We start from the raw sequence: 2,694 nt of genomic DNA on the forward strand, positions 1-2,694 counted from the left end.
GGGCATAGTGGACCTGCTGCGGCGGATAGAGGGGACGAAAACAGAACTCCGGAGACGGGGCGAGAAGCTTGCTCAGCCCGTAAGCGCAGCCCAGACCATTTCGTACCAGTCCGGCCGGATTGCTGTACAGTAAGTTGAACGTAGCCATAATGTGCAGCTGATTGATGGGGATGCCGGCCCAGGCGGCCAGTTCCTGCTGGAGACCTGGGCGCTGCGGAATGATGAGGGGCTGTCGGGCAATATCCTGCGGCGTAATCCATTCTTTCTGTGTCAGCTCGTGATGGGGAGACATGAAAAATCCCCAGCTGTCCTGGTCCGGTAAAGAAAGACTGTCGTATCGGGAGGCATTGACCGGTTCCAGGAGAACGCCGAAATCCAGCGTTCCCTGGTCAAGATGCTCCGTAATTTCCACTTCATCGCCGCAGCACAGGCGAAAGCGGACGCCCGGGTACAGTGCCGCCAGCTGGGATGCTGCCTGCAGTACAGCATCAGACTGGCCGCCGCCGATGGAAATCTCTCCCTGCAGCACATCGTTCTGCGCTAACTCCCGCTTCGTCTTGGCACAGAGCTGCAGGATTTCTTCAGCCCGCTTGCGCAGGAGAATCCCTTCATCGGTCAGAGTAATGCGGCGCTTGCCGCGGATAAACAGGCATTTGCCGACTTCTGTTTCCAGCTCCATAATCTGGCGGGACAGGGAAGACTGGGTAATGTGCAGCCTTTCAGCTGCCCTGGTAATAGTTCCTTCCTGAGCTACGGCCAGAAAATATGTTAATAAGCGTAATTCCATCAGTACGCCTCCTTTGTAGAAAATACCATTCCTGTAAACCATGGTACACCATGTATAACAGGGCTTAGACATGATACAGCGTTATCCGTATAATACCACTGTAGACCAAATCACGGCAAGTCTGTGGTCTGAACAGTGTTTTAGAAAGGAAGGTATTGTATTGATGAAACAAGGAATGAATTTAACGGCAGGCAGACTGTGGGATAAACTTTTATTGCTGGCTCTGCCACTGGTCCTGATGAATATACTGCAGCAACTGTTTAATACGGCAGACATTGCCGTACTGGGGCGGCTCGTCGGCAGTGACGCCCTGGCAGCTGTCGGCTGTACCGGACCGGTTGTCATGCTGTTTATTACGGTATTTTCCGGCTTATCTGTCGGCGCCAATGCCATTATTGCCATGAAAATCGGCAGCGGTCAGAAACAGGAAATTCACGATGCCGTCCACTCGGCTGTCACTATTGCTCTGCTCAGCGGGTTTCTGGTCATGATTGTCGGCGAGCTCAGTGCGCCATGGCTGCTCCGGTGGATGGATACGCCAGAGCACCTGATGGATATGGCTGTCCTGTATTTGCGCATTTATTTTGCCGGCAGCGTGTTCATTATGCTGTACAATTTTGAAGCAGCCATCATGCGGGCAAACGGCGATACGCGCCGCCCCCTGTATGTGCTGGTACTATCAGGCCTGCTCAATATTGTGCTGAATCTGTTTTTTGTCATCGTTTGTCACTGGAATGTAGAAGGCGTAGCCATTGCTACCCTGATTTCCAATATATGCAGCGCCCTTCTGCTGCTGGTCCTGCTCATTCGGGATTCCGGAGATCTGGCTGTCCATCTGAACGCCCTCTGCCTGAAACCATCCCTCGTACGGGCCGTTCTGGCCGTCGGTATTCCGGCGGCCCTGCAGGGAATGGTGTTTAATATTGCCAATATTGTCATTCAGTCCGGCATCAACAGCCTGGGGGCCGTCGTTGTCGCCGGCTCGACCATTGGCCTGAATCTGGAAGTATTCTTATACTATATGATTATGGGGTTTGGCCAGGCCTGTGTAACTGCCAATGGTCAGAATCTGGGCGCTCATAAGCTGGACCGGTGTATTGCCGCCACGAAATGGTGCCTCGGTCTGGGCGCAGTCTGTACGATTTTATTCAGTATGCTGGCCATCGTGTTCAGTCGGGAACTGGCCCGATTATTTTCGACAGATCCGGCTGTTCTGGATGTGGCATCATACCGGCTGTGCCTCATTGCGGCCTGCGAAGGCATAGCACTGGTTATTGAAGTACTGTCCGGTGCCCTGCGGGGCCAGGGATACTCAACGGCACCGGCTTTTCTGAGCATTTTATTTTCCTGCGGCGTACGAATTGTATGGCTCCTGTTTGTATTCCCGGAAGATACGACCTTTTCCTGGCTCATGATGGCCTATCCTGTCAGCTATATCCTGGCAGCCATCAGCATCGTCATTGCCTATTTGTGGATTCAGCATCACCTGCGTACGGCCATGGCTGCTGACCGATCCCGTCTGTGCACGGAATAACCGGGCCGGTTCAGCCTGCCGTTACGGGCGGTGCAGGCTGGTTTTCAGCTGTACATACAGATGCTGTATGGCCAGTTTGGGCGCATAAAACAGCAAAAAAAGACAGTTGCCAGCCTGTGGCTGGAACTGTCTTTTTCGTATGTACAGATAGTTTTGTGACGCGCTGACTGTCACTGTAATCCTTAAAACGACCGGGCTCCCAGAGAGGGGTGACTGCACGGCTTGAGTGTCAGGTGATCGATGAGATATCCTGCCTGTTCCAGAGAAATATCTTCTTTCGTTCCGTCGTGTTCAAAGACGCACAGGGGATGGTCCGTACCGACTTCGCCGCCAGGCAGATAGATATACTCTCCTGTATGGCCGTCGCCGAAGA

3 protein-coding genes are annotated in these 2,694 nt (G+C 53.2%); 1 reads left to right on the forward strand and 2 read right to left on the reverse strand.

Annotation, left to right across the window (positions count from 1 at the left end; all coding sequences use genetic code 11):
* Window positions 1–787: LysR family transcriptional regulator (locus Q3886_RS09885; protein ID WP_301861303.1), on the reverse strand; the 787-nt coding region annotated here is incomplete at its 3' end.
* Window positions 788–950: 163 nt separating this feature from the next.
* On the opposite strand from Q3886_RS09885, the gene Q3886_RS09890 reads away from it, so the two are divergent.
* Complete coding sequence (locus tag Q3886_RS09890; protein WP_301861305.1) at window positions 951–2,321, forward strand: MATE family efflux transporter; 1,371 nt, start codon at window positions 951–953, stop codon at window positions 2,319–2,321.
* Window positions 2,322–2,503: 182 nt separating this feature from the next.
* On the opposite strand, the gene Q3886_RS09895 is transcribed toward Q3886_RS09890, so the two are convergent.
* Window positions 2,504–2,694 (reverse strand): hypothetical protein (locus tag Q3886_RS09895; RefSeq protein ID WP_301861304.1); only part of this gene is annotated, 191 nt, incomplete at its 5' end.

The sequence above is a fragment of the uncultured Megasphaera sp. genome (genome assembly GCF_958350005.1).
Taxonomy (GTDB): Bacteria; Bacillota; Negativicutes; order Veillonellales; family Megasphaeraceae; genus Megasphaera.